The sequence below is a fragment of the Amycolatopsis endophytica genome, assembly GCF_013410405.1.
In the GTDB taxonomy this organism is placed as follows: domain Bacteria; phylum Actinomycetota; class Actinomycetes; order Mycobacteriales; family Pseudonocardiaceae; genus Amycolatopsis_E; species Amycolatopsis_E endophytica.
In genome coordinates this window covers 1,084,464-1,104,952 of record NZ_JACCFK010000001.1, presented here as the reverse complement: position 1 = coordinate 1,104,952, position 20,489 = coordinate 1,084,464, and the positions used below count along the sequence as shown (strand labels likewise).

Here is a 20,489-nt window from a genome sequence, read left to right as displayed (position 1 = left end):
AACTCCTTACTTGTCAGCCGAAACCGGGCACGATGAGGACGAGCCAGACCACGGCGGGTACCACGGCGACCATGATGCCGCCGTAGACGAGCAGCTGCCGGAAGAACGAGTCGCGGTCGACTTCGCGTGCGTTGGCGAGCACGAGCGCGCCGTTGGTGGAGAATGGGCTGACGTCGACCACGGTCGCCGACACCGCGAGCGCGCAGATCATGCCGACCGGCCCGACGGTGCCCAGCGCGAGGAACGGCACCGCGAGCGGGATGAGCGCGCCCATGATCCCGACCGACGACGCGAACGCCGACACGATCGCGCCGATGTAGCACAGCAGGAGCGCGGCGAGCAGCGGCGCGCCGATGCCGCCGACGCCTTCGCCCGCCCACTCGATCGTGCCCATCTCCTGCAGGACGCCGACGTAGGTCAGCACACCGCAGATCAGCAGCACCGTCGGCCAGGTGACCTCGCTGACGGCCTTTTTGCTGGTCACGGGCCAGATCACGCTGAGCACGACGGCCAGGGTCATCGCGGTCAGACCGACGTCGAGGTCGAACACCAGTGTCGCGACGACGAGCACGACCAGGGCGGCGAGCGTCGCGATGCGGGCGGCGTTGAGGCGGATGCGCTCGGGTGCGCCGGTGCCGGGGGAGGCGGGCGGGGGTGGTGCGCCGCCGGTGCCCGCGGCGACGAGTTCGCGGTCCGCGGTCCCGGTGCGGATCACCTGCCGCTTGCGGAGCACCACGAACACGATGGCCGCGATGACCAGGTTGACGACGAAGCTGGCCAGGAAGAGCGTGATTTCGCTGCCGCCGAGGCGTTCGTTCGCGACGATGCCGTTGACGATCGTGCCGTAGACGCTGATCGGCGAGAACCCGCCGGCCTGCGCGCCGTGGACGACCATCGCGCCCATCAGCAGCGGGTGGATGCCGTACTGGGCGGCGAACCCGAGCGCGACGGGCGCCACGATGGCGACCGCGGCGGGGCTGACCGCGCCGATCGCGGTGAGCAGCGCGGTGATCGCGAAGGTGACCCAGGGGATCAGCGCGACGCGACCGCGGACGAGCCGGACGGCGGCGTCGACCAGCCAGTCCGTGGTGCCGTTGGCGCGGGCGATGGCGAACAGGAACGTGACACCGACGAGCACGACGAACAGGTCGCCGGGGAAGCCGGCGAAGATCTCGTCGGCGTCCATGTTCGCGGCCAGCGTGCCGACGCCGAACGCGGCCGCGAACGACAGCACGCCCATGTTGATCGAGCGGGTCGTCGCGATCACGAAGACGACCGCGAGGACGAGGATCGAGATCAGCTCAGCGGACATCGGAGAACTCCCGCCGTTGGGATTCAAGTGGCTGAGTGGCTGGACCACTTTGCGGCTCAGCCACTCAGCCTGTCAAGCCCCGGTACGCTCCGGGGTGTGTCCGACGCGCTGAGTCCGATGGCCCGTCCGCGCCTGTACGAGCAGGTCCTTGAGCGGATCCGGGCCTACGCCGCCGATGCCGGGCTGCGGGCGGGCGACCGGTTGCCCGCCGAGCGTGAGCTGGCGCAGCGGCTCGGGGTGAGCCGTGCGTCGGTCAAGCAGGCGATCGTGGTGCTGGCGGTGCAGGGTTTGGTCGAGACCCGGCACGGCGGTGGAACGTACCTGGTGCGGGACACCCTGGCTGCCGAACCGGTCGATCGACTGGTCGAGCGCCGTCGCCGCCTGCCGGACGTCCTCGACGCCCGCGAGGCGCTGGAGACGAAGCTGGCCGAACTGGCCGCCATGCGCCGCACCGACGATGATCTGGTGGCTCTGGAAGAGGCGCTGACCTTCATGGCGGCTGAGATCAGTGATGGCGAGTCCGGCATCGAGGGAGACCGCCGTTTTCACGCCGCCGTCACCGCCGCCGCCCACAGCGCCCTGCTGGCCGAGTTCATGGCCTCGATCGCCGACCAGATCACCGAAAGCCGCAACGAGTCACTCCGCCAGCCCGGACGTCCACCGCGCTCGCTGGACCAGCACATCCGCATCGCCGAGTCCATCCGCGACCGCAACCCGACCGCGGCCGCCACCGCCATGCGCGACCACCTCCGCACAGTCGCCGAGGTGCGCCTCCTCAGCTGGGACCCCAACCCCACCTGACCTTCCCGACCGGCAAACACGCCGCCGCGAGCGCCGCTCCGGTCGCCGTGTTTGCTCTTCCGGGCGCCGTGTTTGCCGCCCGCGCACACCCCGCGCGCCACAAACCCCACCCGGCAACGCAAGCCGCATGCGACCGCCCGAGACCTCCCCCGCCCCTCATCCCCAGCCCGCTTCAGTCGCTGCTCAGCGACTAAAACACTCCAACCGGAGGGGCGGGGGAGGTCGCACCCAACGCAACCACCTACCGGCCGCCAACGCGCCCAGCGCCCACCCGCCAAAGGTGACCCGCCCCGGCAGCCCCGGTCCGGCAGGCCCGACCCGGCCCGGCAGCCCCCACCCGACAGCCCGCCGAGCCCGAGCCCCATCCCCCGCCACCCCACTCCTCACGCGCAGCCCGCCAACCGCAGGTCACCACCCTGCCCGTACCCTGGAGAGTTGTGCTGGTACTGGCTCTGGACACGTCGACTCCCGCGGTGACCGCCGGGGTCGCCGAACTCGCCGCGGGCGTCACGGGCAACGGCGTCACCGTCCTCGCCGAGCGGGTCACTCTCGACGCGCGGGCGCATGGTGAACTGATCACGCCGCACGCGCTCGACGCGGCTCGTGAAGCAAACGTCGCGCTCACCGACATCGAAGCGATCGTCGTCGGCGCCGGGCCGGGGCCGTTCACCGGTCTGCGCGCCGGTCTGGCCACCGCCGCCGCTCTCGGGCACGCGCTCGGCGTTCCGGTCCACCCCGTCTGCAGCCTCGACGCGATCGCGCGGCAGGTCGACGTGGACGAGCCCTTCCACGTCGTCACCGATGCCCGTCGCCGCGAGGTGTACTGGGCCGCCTACGACGCCGACGGCAACCGCACCGATGGTCCACACGTGCAGCCGCCTGCGGAGCTCGCCGTCACCCTCGCCGCCGGTGACGGGGCCCGCGTCCACGCGGACAAGCTGAGCGCGAAAGTCGTCGAGCCCTACTACCCGGCCACCGCGGGTCTGGTCGATGCGGCGCGGGAAGAACTGCGAGCCAACGCCGAGCCCGCCCCGTTGACGCCGCTCTACCTGCGCCGCCCGGACGCCGTCGAGCCCGGCACGCGGAAGCGGGTGACCACGTCGTGAAGCTCGGCAAGCTGCGCCGCAAGGACATCCCGCGCTGCGTGGAGATCGAGAAGATGCTGTTCGCGGGCGACGACCCGTGGAGCGCCCGCGCGTTCCACAGCGAACTCGAAGCAGGCGGCTACTACGTCGGCGCGTACTCGCCCGAGGACGTCCTGATCGGCTACGCCGGGCTCGCGGTCGTCGGCGGCCGGGGGGACTACGAGGCGAGCATCCACACCATCGGCGTCGATCCGGGCTATCAGGGTCAGGGCATCGGCCGTGCGCTGCTGGAGGCCCTGCTCGCCCGCGCCGACGAGGTGCGCGCACCGGTCTTCCTCGAGGTGCGCACCGACAACGAGCGCGCGCAGGAGCTGTACCGGCGTCACGGTTTCACGCAGATCGGTCTGCGCAAGCGTTACTACCACCCGTCCGGCGCGGACGCGTACACGATGATGCGCCCGGCCGTCAGCGAGCAGGAGGTGGGCTGATGTCCCGCATCGTTCTCGGCATCGAAAGCTCCTGCGACGAGACCGGTGTCGGCCTCGTCCGCCTGCACGACGACGGCACGGTCGAACTCCTCGCCGACGAGGTCGCTTCGAGCGTCGAGCAGCACGCCCGCTTCGGCGGGGTCGTGCCCGAGGTCGCCAGCCGCGCCCACCTCGAAGCGATGGTGCCGACCGCCGAGCGCGCGTTCGCGAAAGCCGGCCTCGGTCTGTCCGATGTGGACGCCATCGCCGTGACGGCGGGGCCGGGTCTCGCCGGTGCGCTGCTGGTCGGCGTGTCGGCGGCGAAGGGCTACGCGGCGGCGCTGGACGTGCCGCTCTACGGCGTCAACCATCTGGCCGGGCACATCGCGGTCGACACCCTGCAGCACGGTCCGTTGCCGTCGCCGTGCCTGGCGCTGCTGGTGTCCGGCGGGCACACGCAGCTGCTGCGGGTGGACGACATCGCGGGGTCGATCACCGAGCTCGGCTCCACTGTGGACGACGCCGCCGGTGAGGCGTACGACAAGGTCGCGCGCGTGCTGGGCCTGCCATACCCGGGCGGCCCGCCGATCGACAAGGCCGCGAAGGAGGGCGACCCGTCGGCGATCGATTTCCCGCGTGGCATGACCGGTCCGCGTGACGCGAAGTACGACTTTTCGTTCTCCGGCCTGAAAACCGCGGTGGCGCGGTGGGTGGAGAACGCCGAGCGGCGCGGCGCGGAGATCCCGGTGAACGACGTGGCGGCGTCGTTCCAGGAGGCGGTGGCCGACGTGCTGACCGCGAAGGCGGTGCGCGCCGCGAAGGAGATGGGCATCGGGACGCTCGTGATCTCCGGCGGGGTGGCCGCGAACTCGCGTCTGTCGGGCCTGGCGCGTGAGCGGTGCGAAGCGGCGGGCATCGAACTGCGCGTCCCGCGGCCCCGGCTGTGCACCGACAACGGCGCGATGATCGCCGCGCTGGGCGCGCACCTGGTGGCGGCGGAGAAGAAGCCGTCGGCGCTGGACCTCTCCGCCAACCCCGCGCTCCCGGTGGGGATCGTCTCGCTGGAGGCGTGACCCACTCCCGCGCCGAGCGTGGGACTCGTGCGCGGGAGCGTGGGACTCGCGCGGTCAGGGGTGGGTGCGGGAGAGGGTCACATCGTCGAGCTTGACGTAGCCGAAGCGGTGCCCGAACTGGATCTGCACGTACTTCGTCTTCCCCCGCACCACGACGTGTGACGCCGGGTCGAAGGTCGTCGCCGAGAAGTACTCCGCCCGCACCGTCGGGCCTGCCGCGTACTTCTGGCCCGCGGGCATCGTGTACTGCAGCGGCACGATCTCCTGCGGCGTGATCCCCTCCGGGTACGCCTCGGCTTCGGGGTACGCCCGCCCGTACACCGGGATCGAGTCCAGGCCCGGCCGCGGCGTCACCACCTGGCCCAGCACCGGCACCGCCCCCGCCGAGCGGAACCAGCCCTGCTGCCCGAGGAACCACACCGCCGTCCAGTCACCGCGCACCTCGGCGACGGCGTAGCGCTGTCCGGTCGACACGCGGCTGCCCACGTCGGAGATCGCCACGGTCGACGGCCCGCCCTCGGGGTGCAGGCCGATGTCCGCGAGCAGGGGAGCGTCGTCGCGTGGTTCGGTGCGCAGGAACAACGCCGACGAGCCGCGGGCCGGGCACGCCGCGCCAGGATCCGCCGTGTCACAACCGGTGAAGCCGGTCGGGTTGGACGCGAAGTCCGGGTTGATCAGGACCATGCCGGTGGGCTGCCGCACCGGCCGCGCGTTCAGTGGCGCGCCCAGCAGGTCGAAGTAGTGCGCCCAGTCCCAGTACGGCGCCGGGTCCCAGTGCATGCCCGCGACGGTCGGCGGGGTGGTGCCGGGCACGTTGTCGTGGCCCACGATGTGCTCGCGGTCGAGCGGGATCCGGTACCGCGCGGCCAGGTAGCGCACCAGCCTCGCCGAGGTCCGGTACATCGCCTCCGTGTACCAGGTGCCCTGCGCCGCGAAACCCTCGTGCTCGACGCCGATCGACTTGGCGTTGACGTACCAGTTCCCGGCGTGCCAGCCGACGTCCTTGGTCAGCACGTGCTGCGCGACGTGCCCGTCGGTGGAGCGCAGCGTGTAGTGCCACGCCAGGTACGTCGGGTCCTGCACGAGACCGATCGCCGCGTCGTAGGTGCATTCGGTGTCGTGGATGACGATGTGCGTGATCTTCTGGTCGTGCGGGCGCTCGGCCTTGTCGTAGTTGCCGTAGTTGCCTTCGCCCAGGTCCTGGTACGGCGCGGGGATCCACTTGACGGCCAGCCCGGCGGGTGCCTCGGCCGCGCCCTCCTCGAGGGTCGCCAGTCCGAGCGCGCGCACCTGGTCCCGCTGCGGGGACACCGGCGTCGCGGCCAGCGTCACGGCCTGCCCGTCGTCGGTGGTCCGGCTCGCGCCCGCCCTGATCGTCGAGAACACCTCGTCGGCGAAGAACGTCGCGGTGCCGCTGTCGGGCGCGCCGCTGAACCGGGCGACGGCCCCGTACCAGGCCGCCGGTGAATCCGCGCGGACCCCGAGATCACGCTGGTAGTGGGCCAGGATCGCCGCGCCGCCACGGATGTTCTGCGCCGGGTCGGTGCGCAGCGTCTCGGCGTCCACCCCGGTCAGGGAGGCGGCAAGGTCGACGGTCTGCAGTGCGGACGACGTGTGCGGCGTCAGCACCCCGCGCGCGGAATCGCCGCGCGAGTCGGTGCCCTGGTCGTGGTGACTGCCCCCGCCCGCGACGGCACGCAGGTCCGTGAGGTGCAGGGGGCCGAACCCGGCGCCGGTGCTCGGCATGCCGCTGTGCGAGTCCCAGCGGGACTTGAGGTACGACACGCCGAGCAGCACGGGCTCGGGGACACCGAACTCCGCCGCGGCCGCTGCGAACGCGCGCTGCCGCGCTCCTGTCATGGCGGCCGCCGCGCCCGGTGCGGACACCACGGCGACCCCGGCGGTACCGGCGGCGAGCGCGCGAAGAGCGTTGCGGCGGGTGAACGGTGTCATACTGCCTCCCTCGGTGCAGCGAGAAAACTACACACTGTCAAGGAGGTAGGGAACTACCCTTCGTCGTGTCAGATCCGGTGCAGACTCGGGTCCCGGTCGGTGACCACGAAGCTCGCCGCGGTTTCGGCGGCCGCGCCGGGCTTGCTCACGTAGGGCAGGATCCGGTAGTCGGCTCGCAGCTCGTCCGCGGTGAACCGGGTGCGGATGTAGCCGCGCCGGTTCTTGTGGAACTTCACGTGCGGGTTCTCGTCCAGCACCGACTGGTACGGGTCGTCGTCGCCGTCGCGGCCGCTGGTCACCGAGGTCGTGATCAGCTCGACGCCCACCCCCTTCGAGTCCGGCCGCCCGTAGGTCTCCTTGACCTCCGACGCCCAGTGGCGGTGCACGTCGCCGGTGAGCACGACGCCGTTGCGGACTCCGGAATTGCCCATCGCCGAGGCGATGCGGTCGCGGTTGGCCTTGTAGCCGTCCCAGGCGTCCATGTTGTAGCCGAGCTGCGAACCGGCGGTGAAGTCGATCTCGGAGAAGACGACCTGCTGGCCGAGCACGTCCCAGCGTGCGCGACTGTTCCGGAAGCCGTCGACGAGCCACTTCTCCTGCTCCTGGCCGGTGATGGTCCGGTTGGGCGAAAGCCGCTCGTCGCAGCCGACCTTGACACCGTCGCCGCAGGCCTGGTCGTCGCGGTACTGCCGGGTGTCGAGCATGTGGAAGGTGGCCAGCTGGCCCCACTGGATGCGCCGGTAGAGCTGCATGTCGATGCCCCGCGGGCGGGCGTTGCGGCGCAGCGGCATGTTCTCGTAGTAAGCCTGGAACGCCACCGCGCGGCGGTCCAGGAACGCCGCGCCGGGTGTCTGCGACGACGCTTCCGGCACCTCGTCGGCCCAGTTGTTCTCGGTCTCGTGGTCGTCCCACACGACCAGCCACGGCGCGGTCGCGTGCGCGAGCTGGAGGTCGGGGTCGGTCTTGTACTGGGCGTGGCGGAGCCGGTAGTCGGCGAGCGTGACGGTTTCCGGTCCGGCCACGGTCCGCACGTCGGTGGCCTTGGCGGCGTACTCGTACTGGTAGTCGCCCAGGTGCAGGACGAGGTCCGGGTGGTCCTCGGCGAGGCGGCGGTAGGCGGTGAAGTAGCCCTCGCCGTAGTGCGAGCAGGACGCGAAGCACATGGTCAGCGGGCTCAGCTGCCACGGGGCGGGCGCGGTGCGGGTGAGGCCCACCGGCGAGATCTCGCGACCGGCGCGGAACCGGTAGTAGTACTCGGTGCCCGGTTCGAGACCGTCGGCCTCGACGTGCACGCTGTGCGCCTCCTCCGGCGCGGCCCACGTCTGTCCGGAGTGGACGATCCGGGTGAAGCGCTCGTCGCGGGAGATCTGCCACTGCACGGGCAGGGCCTTGCCCGGCATGCCGCCCATGCCGTCCTCGGCCAGCGGGTTCGCGGCCAGGCGGGTCCACAGGACGACGCCGTTCGGCAGCGGGTCGCCCGAGGCGACGCCGAGGGTGAAGACCTCGCCGGCTGGCGCGGAACCGGCGCCGGTCGAGGCCGAGGCCCGGGTGAGTCCGGCGCCCAGCGCGACCGCGGCGGCGCCGCCGATGAGAACCGATCGACGGGTGTGTTTCGGGGTGTCCGGCACGTGCACTCCTCGTGGTGGGAAGCCAGTGGGGCCCATCGACGGTGCCGGTCCGGGGCAAACGGGACGAACGCCATCAGGTGTCCGGAGGGTGAATTTCCCTCAGCGGAGTGGCTGCGGTGCGGGCCGGTTGTCGAACGCCTCCCGCGCCGACAGGATCTCGCCGACGTGCTCCTCGGCCCAGTCACCCAGCACGGTGAACATCTCCCCGACCTGCGCACCCAGTTCGGTGAGCGAGTACTCGACACGGGGTGGCACGGTGGGGTAGACGGCCCGGTCGACCAGGCCGTCGCGCTCCAGGGTCCGCAGGGTCTGGGTGAGCGACTTCTGCGTGATGCCTTCGAGCTGGCGGCGCAGCGCGTTGAACCGGACCGGGCCGGCGCTGCGGCGCAGTGCGGAGAGGACCAGCAGCGTCCACTTGTTGGCGAGCGCGTCGAGGACCGTGCGGGCCGGGCAGGCGCGGAGATAGGACTGGACGGTATCCATGAGGTACCTGGATATCAGGAAGGTGCCTTCTTCACAACGGATACCCGGGCGTTCCAGGATCTTCACCATGAAGGCTGTTGATGTCCGGGCCCTGGGCGGCCCTGAAGTTCTCGAACTCGTCGACGCGCCGGTGCCGGTGCCGGGGCCGGGCGAGGTGCTGGTGCGGGTGCACGCGGTGGGGATCAACGCGGCGGACTGGAAGCTGCGGGCCGGGGCGATCGACGGCCTTGGCGCCGAGCCGCCGTTCCGGCTCGGGCTGGACTTCTCGGGCGTGGTCGAGGAGACCGGCGCGGAGGTCTTCGGGCTGGTGATGTCGCGCTGGGGCGCGTATGCCGAGTACGTTGCCGTGCCGTCGGGGATGGTGGCGCCGAAGCCGGCCGAACTGGACCACGTCGAGGCGGCCGCGTTGCCGACGGCCGCGCTGACGGCTTCGCAGGCGCTGGCTGACGTGCGCTCGGGGCAGCGGGTGCTGATCCACGCCGCGGCGGGCGGGGTCGGGCACGTCGCCGTGCAGATCGCGAAGGCGCGGGGCGCGCACGTGATCGGCACCGCGCGGGCGGCCAACCACGACTTCCTGCGCGCACTGGGCGCCGATGAGCTGATCGACCACACGGCCGTGGACTTCACGACGACCGTGTCCGATGTGGACGTGGTGTTCGACCTGGTCGGCGGCGAGTACGGCCGGCGGTCGCTGGAGGCGCTGAAACCGGACGGCGTGCTGATCGACGCGCAGGGCAACGACGCCTCGGAGGACCCGCGCTACCGGCGCTTCTACGTCCAACCCTCGGGAGCGGACCTGGCCGGGGCCGCGCGGGGCATCCGGGTGCACGTCTCGCAGGTGCTGCCGCTTCAGGACGCGGTGAAGGCGCACGAGCTGGGCGAGAGCGGCCGGGTGCGCGGCAAGATCGTGCTGACGGTGTAGACGACGAACGGCCCGGGACCACTGCGCTGGAGTCCCGGGGCCGCTCGGCTCAAGGCCGGTTCAGCAGCTTCCGCAGCAGCCGCATCCGGGGCCACTGCACGAGCTGCAACAGCTGCAACCACCCATGGGATCACCATTCCTTCCAGTCGTGTCCGGGCCGTATCCCAACGTAGGGAGGCCGCGCCGGGGTCGACACCGCCCAACGAGTGAGATGGCCATATCACTACGTCACCACCTGTGATAGTTCAGCTTCTGCTGTACTGTTGTCTCTGTGCTGACCTGTGAGACGCGTGGTGCGGCGCTGGCCCGGCTGGGCCGCGCGCTGGCCGATCCCACCCGCTGCCGGATCCTGGTCGCCCTGCTGGACGGCGAGAACTACCCCGGCCGCCTGGCCGAGCGGCTGGGGCTGTCCCGGTCCAACGTGTCCAACCACCTCGCCTGCCTGCGGGGCTGCGGCCTCGTCGTCGCCACCTACGAGGGCAGGCAGGTGCGCTACGAGCTGGCGGACCCGCACCTGGAAAAGGCGCTGGGCGAACTGGTCCACGTGGTGCTGGCCGTGGAGACCGACGAGCCGTGCCTGAACGAGGTCGTGGCGGGATGACCGGGACGGTTCTGCCGGACAGGCGGGCGGTTCTCTCGCGACGCGTCCGGCTGTTGGTGGCGGCGACCATCACCTACAACGTGATCGAGGCGATCGTCGCGATCACGGCGGGTACCGTCGCCTCGTCGACGGCGCTGATCGGGTTCGGGCTCGACTCGGTGATCGAGGTGGCCTCCGCCGCGGCCGTGGCCTGGCAGTTCTCGGGCAGCGACCCCGAAGCGCGGGAGCGGACCGCGCTCAAGGTCATCGCGGTGTCGTTCTTCGCGCTCGCCGCCTACGTCACCGTCGAGTCGGTGCGCGGCCTGCTCGGCGCCGACCCGGCCGAACACTCCGGAGTGGGCATCGCGCTGGCCGCGGTGTCACTGGTGGTCATGCCGTTCCTGTCGCTCGCCCAGCGCCGCGCGGGCCGCGAACTCGGCTCGGCCAGCGCCGTCGCCGACTCGAAGCAGACGTTGCTGTGCACGTACCTGTCCGGCGTGCTGCTGGCGGGGCTCCTGCTGAACTCCCTGTTCGGCTGGTCCTGGGCCGACCCGGTGGTCGCACTGGTCATCGCGGCGGTCGCGGTGAAGGAGGGCAGGGAAGCCTGGCGCGGGGACGCCTGCTGTTGACTTCGATGCCGCCGGTCACGGCTCATGGTTCAGGCGCCGACCTTGCGCTCTTCCAGAACCTCGATGATGTTCCCCGCCGGGACCCATGCGTGTTTTCTGCCCGTCTTTTCCCGCATGAGCAGTCCGCGTTCTTCCTCGATCTTCGCCGACAGGTAGCCCTGCAGTTCGTCGATGGAACGCCTGATGATGTTCAGATGATAGAGATGGAAGTATGTCAGGTTGTTATTGTCTTGCTCGGTGTAGATGAAGCTCTGAGCGTATTGCGCACGAGCCTTATTCAAGATTTTCGAAACAGAGAGAAACTCCGTCAGCCAAAAGCCCTGGTGATGGCTTTGAGTACGGGAGGAAGATAACCTTCGCCCGTGTGACCGTTCGCGAAATCACACAACCCTGCATGCGCTCGGGAAGTGACTCCGCGAGTGGCGGGCGATGGAGGACCGTGTTCCCGTCGTCCCACACGGCGATCCGTTCTTCGTCCGGGCGTTGGAATCTTCCCGATGCGTCCGGATTTTCGAGCTTTCCGTCCGTGACGGCACGGTGAAGCTCGCGAATGGCGTCGAGAAGTCAGCTTTTTGTTGCGCAGTTCTCCGATGCGCTGCATCACGTGAAAGTTGTTGAGGATCATTCGTTCGCTGCGGGTCGCGGGGTTCCGCCCGCTTCGGATCATCTCTTTCGCAACGTGGCGCTCAGTGGACGCACCTTCGAGCTGGCCCGAAGTGATGGCCTCTTCGATGAGTGGGCTGACGAGGTAGCGATCGCGAGTTTCCGGGTTGGTGACCGGCTCTCTCATGCCGATGTGTCCGCTCGCGTTCTTCGTGATCTCCTTGGACATGCGCAGTACTTCGTCTGGCAACGCGTAACGAAACGGATTGCCGTCGACGTCGACCAGTGAAGTGTCTCGAAGAATGGAGTTCCTGCGCATGCGCCGTCCTGCGCGCTACGACTCCGGTGTCACCGTGAGCCGGAAGCTGGGTCGGCTCGGAGTTGCCGAGAGCCAGGTCCCGACCGATCAGGAGCGTCACCGATGCCCGAGCGTTCGCCCCGCATCCCCGGCGAACTCCGTGCCGACGTCGAAACGCTCTGGAACTACCACGACATGCACCACGAGCCGCGGCCCACCGACGTCGGGATCGGGCTGGGCAGCCACGACTCCGGCGTCGCCACCTGCGCCGCCGGGCTGTACCACCGGGGGATGTTCCCGCTCATCGTTTTCACCGGCGCGAACGCGCCCACGACGGTCGAGCGCTTCCCGCGGGGCGAAGCCGTCCACTACCGCGAAGAGGCGTTGCGGCTCGGCGTACCCGGCGAAGCGATCATGCTGGAGACCGAGGCAGGCAACACCGGGGACAACATCACCCTCACGCGGCGCCTCCTCGAAGAGCGGGACGTCCGGGTGCGGACCGTGACGCTGATCAGCCGCCCGTACCAGCAGCGCCGCGCCTACGCGACCTGCCGGAAACTGTGGCCCGAGGTCGACGTTCTCTGCGCATCCCGGCCGCAGCCGCTGGACGAGTACGTCGAGTCCATCGGAGATGTGGACCGGGTGATCACCATGCTGGTCGGCGACACCCAGCGAATCACGGTCTACGCGGAGCGTGGATTCGCGATCGACCAGCTCGTGCCCGAACCCGTGCGGGCAGCGTACGAGCGACTTCGCGCCGGTGGCTTCACCGGGCGGCTCGTCTGAAGCCCGCACGGAACAAAGACGCCGGTCAAGCCTCTTGACAACCCGTTTCGGCTGCTCTGGTGGACCCTCCTTGCGCGGCTGGCACTCTCGTGGCTAGAGTGCTAATCGAAGGCACCGCACACGCCCCGGCACCCGCGACGGCGGGGTGGTAGGCGCCGAAACACCAAACCTGCCAACGCTTTCGACGACCCGTGGAGGTCAACCCGGTGAGCGTGAACATCAAACCGCTCGAGGACAAGATCGTTGTCCAGACGAGCGAGGCCGAGGAGACGACCGCGTCCGGCCTCGTCATCCCCGACACCGCCAAGGAGAAGCCCCAGGAGGGCAAGGTTCTGGCCGTGGGCCCGGGCCGCGTCGACGACAAGGGCAACCGCGTCCCCGTCGACGTCAACGTCGGTGACGTCGTCATCTACTCGAAGTACGGCGGCACCGAGGTCAAGTACAACGGCGAGGACTACCTGATCCTGTCGGCCCGCGACGTGCTGGCTGTCGTCAACTGACAAACGGCGCTGCGGTGAACGCCCCGGGCCCCGCTGGAAAGCCGGGGACGGGGCGTTTCGCTGTCTGAGAGGACTTCCATGCCCAAGCAGATCAACTTCGACGAGGACGCTCGTCGGGCGCTCGAACGCGGCGTGAACAAGCTCGCCGACGCGGTCAAGGTCACCCTCGGCCCGCGCGGGCGTCACGTCGTGCTCGACAAGAAGTTCGGCGGGCCCACGATCACCCTCGACGGCGTCACCGTCGCGCGGGAGATCGACCTGGAGGACCCGTTCGAGAACCTGGGTGCCCAGCTCGCCAAGAACGTGGCCACCAAGACCAACGACGTCGCGGGCGACGGCACCACCACGGCCACCGTGCTGGCGCAGTCGCTGGTGAAGGTCGGCCTGCGCAACGTGGCCGCCGGTGCCAACCCGGCCGGTCTCGGCCGCGGCATCGAGGCCGCCGCGGAGAAGGTCATCGAGGTGCTCAAGGCCAAGGCCACCCCGGTCAAGGGTCGCGACAACATCGCCCAGGTCGGCACGGTCACCTCACGTGACGCGACCATCGGCGCCCTGCTCGGCGAGGCCGTCGAGCGGGTCGGTGAGGACGGCGTGATCACCGTGGAGGAGTCCTCCACGCTGGCCACCGAGCTCGAGATCACCGAGGGTGTGCAGTTCGACAAGGGCTACCTGTCGGCGCACTTCGCGACCAACCCGGAGGAGCAGCGGGCGATCCTGGAGAACGCCCACGTGCTGCTGCACCGCGAGAAGATCTCGGCGCTGGCCGACCTGCTCCCGGTGCTGGAGAAGGTCGCCGAGTCCAAGAAGCCGCTGCTGATCATCGCCGAGGACGTCGAGGGCGAGGCGCTGTCCACCCTGGTGGTCAACGCCCTGCGCAAGACCCTCGTCGCGGTCGCGGTGAAGGCCCCGTTCTTCGGCGACCGCCGCAAGGCGTTCCTCGACGACCTGGCCGTCGTCACCGGTGCGGAGGTCGTCTCCTCGGAGATCGGCCTCAAGCTGTCCGAGATCGGGCTCGACTCGCTGGGCACCGCCCGGCGCATCGAGATCACCAAGGACAACACGACGATCGTCGACGGGGCGGGCACCAAGGCCGACATCGACGCCCGCATCGCGCAGATCCGCAAGGAGATCGAGACCACCGACTCCGACTGGGACCGCGAGAAGCTGCAGGAGCGCCTGGCGAAGCTGGGCGGCGGCGTCGCGGTGATCAAGGTCGGCGCGGCCACCGAGACCGAGCTGAACGAGCGCAAGCACCGCATCGAGGACGCCGTGGCTTCGACCAAGGCGGCCGTCGAGGAGGGCATCGTGCCCGGCGGCGGCTCCGCGATCGTGCACGCGGTCAAGGAACTCGGCGCGCTGGAGGCCGAACTGTCCGGCGACGAGGCCGTGGGTGTGCGCATCGTGCGTGACGCCCTCACCGCGCCGCTGAACTGGATCGCCGCCAACGCCGGCCACGAGGGCGCGGTCGTCGTGTCCAAGGTGCAGGAGCTGGGCTGGGGCCACGGCTTCAACGCCGCCACCGGCGAGATCACCGACCTGCTGCAGGCCGGCATCGTCGACCCGGTGAAGGTCACCCGCTCCGCGGTCGCCAACGCGGCGTCCATCGCGCGTCTCGTCCTGACCACGGAAAGCACCGTGGTGGACAAGCCGGTCGAGGAGCCGGAGGACACCGGCCACGGCCACGGGCACGCGCACTGACGCGAACACCACGAAGAGAAGGGCTCTCGCACCGCGCGAGGGCCCTTCTCCGTTATCCGGATGCGTTCCGAAGGCGTGGTGGTGTGGGATCGGGGCATGGCGATCGAGGTGGACCGGCCCGGGCCCGGCGGCCTGGGTGAGGTTGTCGACGTGCTGCGGGAGTGGCAGCACGACGGGGCGCCGATGCAGTTGCATCCCGGTGACCTGGGCTGGTTCTGGCGAGCAGGCGCGGAGGCGACGGCCGCGGCGGTCCGCACCTGGAGGCGCGACGGGCGAATCGTCGCCATCGGCTTGCTGGACACTCCCGACCTGCTGCGGCTCACGCTCGCGCCGGACGTCGGGCGCGACGAGGATCTGGCGCGACGCCTGGCCGAAGACCTGCGTGAGCCGGAGCGCGGTGTGCTGCCGCAGGGGAAGGTGTTCGCCGAGACGCCACGGGGGACGCTGGTCAAAGACCTGCTGTTCGAGGACGGCTGGCACGCCGACGAGCCGTGGACGCCGCTGTGCCGCGGCCTCACCGAGCCGGTGGAAGACCCTGGCCTGCGGATCGAGGTGATCGGACCGGGGCACGCGCACGTGCGCACCGCGGTGCAGCGCGCCTCGTTCGACAAGTCGACTTTCTCGGACGAGCAGTGGCACGTGATGGCGGCCGGCGCGCCCTACGCCGACGCCCGTTGCCTGGTCGCCTACGACGACGAGGGCAACGCCGTGGCGGCGGCAACGGTGTGGTCGGCCGGACCGGGCAGGCCCGGCCTGCTCGAACCGATGGGCGTGCACCGGGAGCACCGGGGCCGCGGCCACGGCAGGGCGATCACCGTCGCCGCGGCGGCCGCGCTCCGGGAACTGGGCTCCTCGAGCGCGATCGTCTACACCCCGAGCTCCAACGTCGGTGCCGTCGCCACCTACCGGTCAGCCGGGTTCGAGCAGCGCCCGGAGATGCTGGACCAACGCCGCGATTAGTGGTGCGTTCCCCGATGTGGCATGGGGGAAGCGGTGGCTCAGGCGTTCACGCCGCCGTCGACGGTGATGACCGAGCCGGTGATGAACGCCCCGGCCGGTCCGGCGACGTGCGCGACGGTCGCCGCCAGGTCCTCCGGCGCGGCGTGCCGTCCCACGGCCGACAGTGCGAGCGACTTCGCCGCCCGCGGCCCGTCGGCGGGGTTCATGTCCGTGTCCGTCGGCCCGGGCTGCACCACCACCGACGTGATCCCCCGCGACCCGAGGTCCCGTGCGAAGCCCCGGCTCATCCCCGCCACGGCGGCCTTCGTCGCCGCGTAGGCGCTCATTCCCGTGCCGGTCACGCGCTCGCCGAGCGTGCTGCCGAGATGCACCACCCGTCCGCCGGGCCGCAGGTGCCGGGCGGCGGCCTGCGTCGCGACGAACACCGCCCGCACGTTGACCGCCAGTATCCGGTCGAGGTCCGTCAGCGGCATCTCCTCGACGGTCCCGCGCGGAAACACCCCCGCGTTGTTGACCAGCACGTCGAGTCCGCCCAGTGCCTCCGCGGCCCGGTCCACGGCAGTGATCAGGGCGTCCGCGTCCGCGCTGTCCGCCCGCACGGCAAGCGCTTTCCGGCCCAGCCCTTCGATCGAGGCGACCACTTCGTCGGCACGCGAGACGGACCGTTCGTAAGTCACCGCGACGTCCGCGCCCTCCTCGGCCAGTTTCCGCGCGATCGCCGCGCCGATTCCCCTGCTGCCCCCGGTCACGAGCGCGACCTTGCCGTCCAGCGAGCCCATCGGCCCTCCGTTTCTGTAGTGATCGGCACAGAAATTAAGGCGACTTCTGTGCCGAGCGCTATAGAATGCGAACCATGTCACCACGCGGCCGCCCACGGGCCTTCGACCGGGACGCGGCTCTCGACCGGGCCATGTACGTCTTCTGGGAGCGCGGCTACGAGGGCACCTCACTGACCGACCTGACCACCGCGATGGGCATCGGCTCGCCCAGCCTGTACGCGGCTTTCGGCGGCAAGGAGGCGCTGTTCCGGGAGGCGGTCGAGCGCTACCGCGAGCGGTTCGGGCACGAGCCGCCGGACGGGGGAACGGCCAGGGAGGTCGTCGAGCACTGGTTGCGGGACACCGCCCGCGACTACGTCGGCGAGGGCAGGCCGCGCGGGTGCATGGTCGTGCTGGCCGCGCTCAACTGCACGGAACGGAACCACGGCGTCCGGGATTTCCTCGCGGCCACGCGGCGGAACAACCTTGTGGCACTCGATGCGCGATTGCGTGCCACGGCGGGGGATGAAGCCGATGTCGACGCGATCGTCCGGTTCTACGGCACCGTTCTGCACGGCTTGTCGATCGAGGCGCGGGATGGCGCGGAACCGGCGGATCTGGAGGCGGTCATCGACGCGGCGATGAGCGTGTGGCCGCGATTCGTGCGAAAAAAGACGGCGCCCGGGTGACGGGCGTTCTCCCGGGCGCCGTCCGTCATTCCTCTCCGGTCAGCCGCCGGAAAGGGTCAGCTGCGGTTTCCCGGTCCGGATGATGGTCTCCCGCTCCGCCTCCGACAGGCCGCCCCAGATCCCGTACGGCTCGTGGACCGCGAGCGCGTGCGCGCGGCACAGTCGCAGCACCGGACAGGACTGGCAAATCGCCTTCGCGCGCGCTTCCCGCCGTGCCCTCGCCGGCCCCCGCTCGCCGTCCGGGTGGAAGAAGGCGCCGCTGTCCATCCCCCGGCACGACCCCTGTAGCTGCCATTCCCAGATATCGGCATTGGGACCCGGGAGCCTCCGCGTGTCTGCCATCGTGACCGCCTCCGATTCGGTCGTGCCACCCCTGCTTTGTTGGCCGCGATTACTCCAAATGGCGCAACGGCGGTAACGTTAGAAGCGCGCCAATAGTTGTTCAAGGAAAACCAGGCGATTCAGCCGTTAGGTATCCCCCTGATGCGTGAGTTCAGCGCTCTAAACAGGGGAAATAACGAAACCGATTCAGGTTGCCCCGTTCGGGTGGTACCGGGATATTGGTTCGGGTGAGCCGTCCCAGGGGTGCCGAGCCGACGATGCCCGTGGCCGCCGTTGCCCGGCGGCTGGGTGTCGCGCCGTCGACCCTGCGGACCTGGGACCGCCGCTACGGCCTCGGGCCGAGCAGGCACACCGGTGGCAAGCACCGCCGCTACTGCGCCTCCGACATCGGGCGCCTCGAACTCATGCAGCGGGCCCTGCTTCGCGGGGCGTCCACCGCCGAAGCCGCCCGCTACGCGCTCCAGCAGATGCCGAAGTCCGACGGCGCCGCCCCGGAGACCCCGGCCCAGCCGCTCCCGCCACCGGCCGAGCACCTGACGGCCGCCCAGAACGGCGCCGCCGCCCGGCGGCTCCGCTCGGCCGCGGTCGCGCTCGACGGGCGGGCCGTGCAACAGACCCTCGACGACGCGATCGGCGGTGCCGGTGCCATCGACGCGTGGGACGGCGTGATCGCGCCGGTACTGGAGGCGTGCGGCGCGGGCTGGCCCGGCGCCCCGGCCGGGGTCGAGGTGCACGCGCTGCTGACCGAGTGCGTCCTGGCCGCGATCGTGCGGGCGACGCCGGTGCTCGACCACCCCCGCAACCAGCGTCCGGTCCTGCTCAGCCGGGTTCCCGGCGAGCAGGACCCGCTGCCGCTGCACGTGCTGGCCGCCGGACTGGCCGTCCGCCGGATCGGATCGCAGCTGTTCGGGCTGCCGTTGCCCGGACCCGCGCTGTCGGCCGCCGTCCGGCGCAGCTCGCCCGCGGCGGTCGTGCTGTGGTCCGAGCGCGCGGGCAACGCCGACCCCGCGCTCTTCCCCGAGGTGTCCCGCGGCGGGCTGCGCAGCCGCCTGTTCGCGGTCGGCGCGGGCTGGCGGTCCCCGATGCTGCCCGAGCGCGTCGAGCTGCTGTCCGGCCTGCGGACGGCGGCCGACCGCATCGAGTACGTCCTGGTGGGGAACTGACGTGCACGAGATCGACTTGCGACGAGCGGCCTTCGGTGACCAGCGGTCGCCGGACGTGCTCCCGGTGGCGGGTTCGCCCCGGCGGCGCCTGCTCGGCGCGATCGTCCTGGGCGCGCGTGGCCGGTACGCGGCCGCGGCGGCCCTGCTGGCCGGTCTCGTTCGCGACCGCGATCCGGTGGTCGCGTCGCTGGCGTTGAGCACCCGGGCCTCCCACTGCCGTCAACTCGGCGGTCACGGCGTCGCCCGCGGGCTCGATGGAGCCGCCCTCCGGCCGGCGTCCTCCGCGGGTCCGGGGGCCGATCCGGACGGGCTGGACGCCGGCGGCGCGCTCGCCGACGCGCTCCTCGGTCTCGCCGCGGACCACCTCGGCACCGGACGGCTCACCGCGTCGCGCCGGGTGCTGGAGCGGGCGGGCGAGGCCGCCGCCCGGAACTGGCGCACGCGGGTCCGGCTCGGCTGGGTCACCGCCGAACTCGCGCTCGCCTCGGGCGACGCCCCGGCGGCCACCGCGCCCGCCGAGGCGGCGCTGGAGAAGGCCACGGCCGCCGGCTCGGTCCGGCACGTCGTGAAGTCCCGGCTCGTGCTCGCCGCGGCGCTCGGCGCCGCCGGGCACAAGCGAAGAGCCGGGGATCTGGTGTCCGGTGCGCTGGCGACGGCGGAGGAGTACGACCTGTCCTCGTTGTCCTGGCCCGCCGGGCTCATCGCGGCCGATCTGCGGCCCGCCGACGCGGACCGGCACAGATCGAGAACGGCCGCGGTGTTACACGCAGTGTTACTAAGCTCTGACCCCGAGGGGAGGCGGCTCGCACGTGAATCACCGTGGGTACCGGTCTGACCCGGGGTCAGGGGCTCAGGACGGCCATACCGACATCCGGGCGAAGAGTTTCCAAAAAAAGCCACCGGATCGTGTCAAGGTACGGCCTCAAGCGTCCGATAGGGGATATGGAATGTCACCCGGCTGCAGGAAGGAACACCCGTGACGACGGTCTTGATCTGCGACGACCGACGCAGTGTCCGCGAAGGGCTCACCCGCGTGATGTCTGCTGTCCCCGGTGTCAGTCGCATCGACTGTGTAGCGCACGGTGACGAGTTGCTGGCCCGGTATTCGCGGCAGCCGGTCGACGTCGTGCTCGTCGGCACCCAGCGCGCGATGCCGGCCGGGGTGGAGGCGACTCGGCGGCTGGTGTCCGCCAACCCTCAGGCCAACGTGATCGTCTTCGGCGCTCCCGACGACGCCGGCAGCATCGCCGCCGCCATCGCCGGCGGGGCCCGCGGTTACCTGCGCTGGGACGCGTCCCGCCCGGAGCTCGTCGCCGCGCTCGCCCACACGCTCGCCAGCACTTCCGTGCCCGCGCCGCGCCAGCCGGCCGACCCCGGCGTCCAGCTCACCGAGCGCGAGCTGCAGGTGCTGCGGGGCATGAGCCAGGGCAAGAGCAACGGCCAGATCGGCCGCGAGCTGTACCTGTCCGAGGACACGGTCAAGACGCACGCCCGCCGTCTGTTCCGCAAGCTCGGTGTGCGGGACCGCGCGCAGGCGGTCGCACACGGCTTCCGCCGCGGACTCGTTTCCTGACGCGGTCGCGCGGGTTCGGCGAAAACTTTTCGCGTATCCGCGCGCCGCTTCGCTCATCGACACTCCCGCGGGCCGCATCCGTGCGATACTGGGCGGCCTCGGTCGTCCGTGACCGGGGCGCGTCACAGCCGACCGCGCATACGCGACACCGGTGTCGGCAGGTACCGTAGGTATCACCGGTGTGAG

Annotated in this window: 23 protein-coding genes; 15 read left to right on the top strand and 8 right to left on the bottom strand. The window is 70.7% G+C overall.

Features of this window, described 5'->3' with window-relative positions; translation table 11 throughout:
• Positions 1 to 13: 13 nt before the first annotated feature.
• The gene (locus tag HNR02_RS05375) at positions 14 to 1,312 is read right to left on the bottom strand and encodes an SLC13 family permease (protein ID WP_179772095.1); all 1,299 of its coding nucleotides are present in this window, start codon (positions 1,310 to 1,312) and stop codon (positions 14 to 16) included.
• A gap of 96 nt (positions 1,313 to 1,408) precedes the next feature.
• Here HNR02_RS05375 and HNR02_RS05370 point away from each other — a divergent pair, with 96 nt between their 5' ends.
• From HNR02_RS05370 to tsaD, 4 genes are all read left to right on the top strand, one after another.
• Positions 1,409 to 2,113 (top strand): FadR/GntR family transcriptional regulator, encoded by a 705-nt coding sequence (locus tag HNR02_RS05370; RefSeq protein ID WP_312860907.1) that lies wholly within the window; start codon positions 1,409 to 1,411, stop codon positions 2,111 to 2,113.
• 437 nt (positions 2,114 to 2,550) lie between these two features.
• Positions 2,551 to 3,219 (top strand): tRNA (adenosine(37)-N6)-threonylcarbamoyltransferase complex dimerization subunit type 1 TsaB, encoded by a 669-nt coding sequence (gene tsaB / locus HNR02_RS05365; protein WP_179772094.1) that lies wholly within the window; start codon positions 2,551 to 2,553, stop codon positions 3,217 to 3,219.
• A complete protein-coding gene (gene rimI / locus HNR02_RS05360; RefSeq protein ID WP_179772093.1) occupies positions 3,216 to 3,686 on the top strand; it encodes a ribosomal protein S18-alanine N-acetyltransferase in 471 nt (156 codons plus the stop codon). The genes tsaB and rimI overlap by 4 nt, the downstream gene beginning before the upstream one ends.
• Positions 3,686 to 4,738, top strand: a complete 1,053-nt coding sequence (gene tsaD / locus HNR02_RS05355; RefSeq protein ID WP_179772092.1) for a tRNA (adenosine(37)-N6)-threonylcarbamoyltransferase complex transferase subunit TsaD — start codon at positions 3,686 to 3,688, stop codon at positions 4,736 to 4,738. The genes rimI and tsaD overlap by 1 nt, the downstream gene beginning before the upstream one ends.
• Positions 4,739 to 4,792: 54 nt before the next feature.
• On the opposite strand, the gene HNR02_RS05350 is transcribed toward tsaD, so the two are convergent.
• From HNR02_RS05350 to HNR02_RS05340, 3 genes are all read right to left on the bottom strand, one after another.
• On the bottom strand, positions 4,793 to 6,691 hold the full coding sequence (locus tag HNR02_RS05350) for an N-acetylmuramoyl-L-alanine amidase (protein WP_179772091.1): 1,899 nt from the start codon (positions 6,689 to 6,691) through the stop codon (positions 4,793 to 4,795).
• 68 nt (positions 6,692 to 6,759) lie between these two features.
• Entirely contained in the window at positions 6,760 to 8,355 is a 1,596-nt protein-coding gene (locus HNR02_RS05345; protein ID WP_179772090.1) for an alkaline phosphatase D family protein, read from the bottom strand.
• Between the two features lie 63 nt (positions 8,356 to 8,418).
• On the bottom strand, positions 8,419 to 8,802 hold the full coding sequence (locus tag HNR02_RS05340; protein WP_179772089.1) for a winged helix-turn-helix transcriptional regulator: 384 nt from the start codon (positions 8,800 to 8,802) through the stop codon (positions 8,419 to 8,421).
• Positions 8,803 to 8,869: 67 nt separating this feature from the next.
• On the opposite strand from HNR02_RS05340, the gene HNR02_RS05335 reads away from it, so the two are divergent.
• From HNR02_RS05335 to HNR02_RS05325, 3 genes are all read left to right on the top strand, one after another.
• Positions 8,870 to 9,724: an NADP-dependent oxidoreductase gene (locus tag HNR02_RS05335; RefSeq protein ID WP_179772088.1), complete on the top strand. Its 855-nt coding sequence runs from the start codon at positions 8,870 to 8,872 to the stop codon at positions 9,722 to 9,724.
• A 271-nt stretch (positions 9,725 to 9,995) separates the two neighbouring features.
• Positions 9,996 to 10,325 carry a Cd(II)/Pb(II)-sensing metalloregulatory transcriptional regulator CmtR gene (gene cmtR, locus HNR02_RS05330; protein ID WP_179772087.1) on the top strand — a complete coding sequence of 110 codons (330 nt, stop codon included), beginning with the start codon at positions 9,996 to 9,998 and terminating at the stop codon, positions 10,323 to 10,325.
• On the top strand, positions 10,322 to 10,933 hold the full coding sequence (locus HNR02_RS05325; RefSeq protein WP_179772086.1) for a cation efflux transmembrane domain-containing protein: 612 nt from the start codon (positions 10,322 to 10,324) through the stop codon (positions 10,931 to 10,933). Before cmtR ends, HNR02_RS05325 begins: the two co-directional genes overlap by 4 nt.
• Positions 10,934 to 10,962: 29 nt before the next feature.
• On the opposite strand, the gene HNR02_RS05320 is transcribed toward HNR02_RS05325, so the two are convergent.
• Together HNR02_RS05320 and HNR02_RS05315 are read right to left on the bottom strand one after the other, a co-directional pair.
• Positions 10,963 to 11,214, bottom strand: coding sequence for a hypothetical protein (locus HNR02_RS05320; RefSeq protein WP_179772085.1), 252 nt, complete (start codon positions 11,212 to 11,214; stop codon positions 10,963 to 10,965).
• A gap of 26 nt (positions 11,215 to 11,240) precedes the next feature.
• On the bottom strand, positions 11,241 to 11,855 hold the full coding sequence (locus HNR02_RS05315; protein WP_179772084.1) for a hypothetical protein: 615 nt from the start codon (positions 11,853 to 11,855) through the stop codon (positions 11,241 to 11,243).
• Between the two features lie 102 nt (positions 11,856 to 11,957).
• On the opposite strand from HNR02_RS05315, the gene HNR02_RS05310 reads away from it, so the two are divergent.
• The 4 genes from HNR02_RS05310 (at position 11,958) to HNR02_RS05295 (ending at position 15,778) form a co-directional block, all read left to right on the top strand.
• Complete coding sequence (locus tag HNR02_RS05310; RefSeq protein ID WP_179772083.1) at positions 11,958 to 12,620, top strand: YdcF family protein; 663 nt, start codon at positions 11,958 to 11,960, stop codon at positions 12,618 to 12,620.
• Positions 12,621 to 12,826: 206 nt separating this feature from the next.
• Positions 12,827 to 13,120, top strand: coding sequence for a co-chaperone GroES (groES, locus tag HNR02_RS05305; protein ID WP_179772082.1), 294 nt, complete (start codon positions 12,827 to 12,829; stop codon positions 13,118 to 13,120).
• Positions 13,121 to 13,198: 78 nt separating this feature from the next.
• Positions 13,199 to 14,818: a chaperonin GroEL gene (gene groL / locus HNR02_RS05300; RefSeq protein ID WP_179772081.1), complete on the top strand. Its 1,620-nt coding sequence runs from the start codon at positions 13,199 to 13,201 to the stop codon at positions 14,816 to 14,818.
• A 60-nt stretch (positions 14,819 to 14,878) separates the two neighbouring features.
• Complete coding sequence (locus tag HNR02_RS05295) at positions 14,879 to 15,778, top strand: GNAT family N-acetyltransferase (RefSeq protein ID WP_376772822.1); 900 nt, start codon at positions 14,879 to 14,881, stop codon at positions 15,776 to 15,778.
• 38 nt (positions 15,779 to 15,816) lie between these two features.
• Here the strand turns inward: HNR02_RS05295 and HNR02_RS05290 are convergent, their stop codons facing one another.
• Complete coding sequence (locus HNR02_RS05290) at positions 15,817 to 16,557, bottom strand: SDR family NAD(P)-dependent oxidoreductase (RefSeq protein ID WP_179772080.1); 741 nt, start codon at positions 16,555 to 16,557, stop codon at positions 15,817 to 15,819.
• A gap of 74 nt (positions 16,558 to 16,631) precedes the next feature.
• On the opposite strand from HNR02_RS05290, the gene HNR02_RS05285 reads away from it, so the two are divergent.
• The gene (locus HNR02_RS05285) at positions 16,632 to 17,225 is read left to right on the top strand and encodes a TetR/AcrR family transcriptional regulator (protein ID WP_179772079.1); all 594 of its coding nucleotides are present in this window, start codon (positions 16,632 to 16,634) and stop codon (positions 17,223 to 17,225) included.
• Between the two features lie 39 nt (positions 17,226 to 17,264).
• Here the strand turns inward: HNR02_RS05285 and HNR02_RS05280 are convergent, their stop codons facing one another.
• On the bottom strand, positions 17,265 to 17,567 hold the full coding sequence (locus HNR02_RS05280) for a WhiB family transcriptional regulator (protein ID WP_179772078.1): 303 nt from the start codon (positions 17,565 to 17,567) through the stop codon (positions 17,265 to 17,267).
• A gap of 263 nt (positions 17,568 to 17,830) precedes the next feature.
• Here HNR02_RS05280 and HNR02_RS05275 point away from each other — a divergent pair, with 263 nt between their 5' ends.
• The 3 genes from HNR02_RS05275 to HNR02_RS05265 all read left to right on the top strand — a co-directional run bounded on the left by HNR02_RS05275 (position 17,831) and on the right by HNR02_RS05265 (position 20,303).
• A complete protein-coding gene (locus HNR02_RS05275; RefSeq protein ID WP_179775719.1) occupies positions 17,831 to 18,730 on the top strand; it encodes a MerR family transcriptional regulator in 900 nt (299 codons plus the stop codon).
• Position 18,731: 1 nt separating this feature from the next.
• On the top strand, positions 18,732 to 19,565 hold the full coding sequence (locus HNR02_RS05270) for a hypothetical protein (protein ID WP_179772077.1): 834 nt from the start codon (positions 18,732 to 18,734) through the stop codon (positions 19,563 to 19,565).
• Positions 19,566 to 19,706: 141 nt separating this feature from the next.
• Positions 19,707 to 20,303 carry a response regulator transcription factor gene (locus tag HNR02_RS05265; RefSeq protein ID WP_017986686.1) on the top strand — a complete coding sequence of 199 codons (597 nt, stop codon included), beginning with the start codon at positions 19,707 to 19,709 and terminating at the stop codon, positions 20,301 to 20,303.
• The last annotated feature ends 186 nt before the right edge of the window (positions 20,304 to 20,489 follow it).